Source organism: Cupriavidus sp. SIMBA_020, assembly GCF_046535395.1.
GTDB classification, from domain to species: Bacteria; Pseudomonadota; Gammaproteobacteria; order Burkholderiales; family Burkholderiaceae; genus Cupriavidus; species Cupriavidus campinensis.
The window spans coordinates 1-243 of the sequence record NZ_JAWRWU010001464.1 but is presented as its reverse complement, the minus strand read 5'-3'; the positions used below and the strand labels follow the sequence as shown (position 1 = coordinate 243).

Sequence of the window (243 nt, the reverse complement as noted above, 5' to 3'; positions counted from 1 at the left end):
CACGACATCAATGCGGCCGAAGCGCTGTTGCACGGCCAGGAAAAGGATGTGTACGCTGACGCCGGATATCAGGGTATTGAGAAGCGCTGTCAGGCAAACCCGGTACGTTGGCATGTCGCGATGCGACCAGGTAAGCGTCGACAACTGGACCTGAACAATCGTCTGGACGCGATATACAACCAGATTGAGCGTCTGAAGGCTGGCGTGCGCGCCAAGGTTGAACATGCGTTTCGCGTGCTCAAG

General features: G+C 56.8%; 1 protein-coding gene. It reads left to right on the top strand.

The features are described 5' to 3' along the window. On the top strand, positions 1-243 hold a 243-nt coding region (locus SB751_RS34430), incomplete at both ends, for a transposase (protein WP_410749549.1).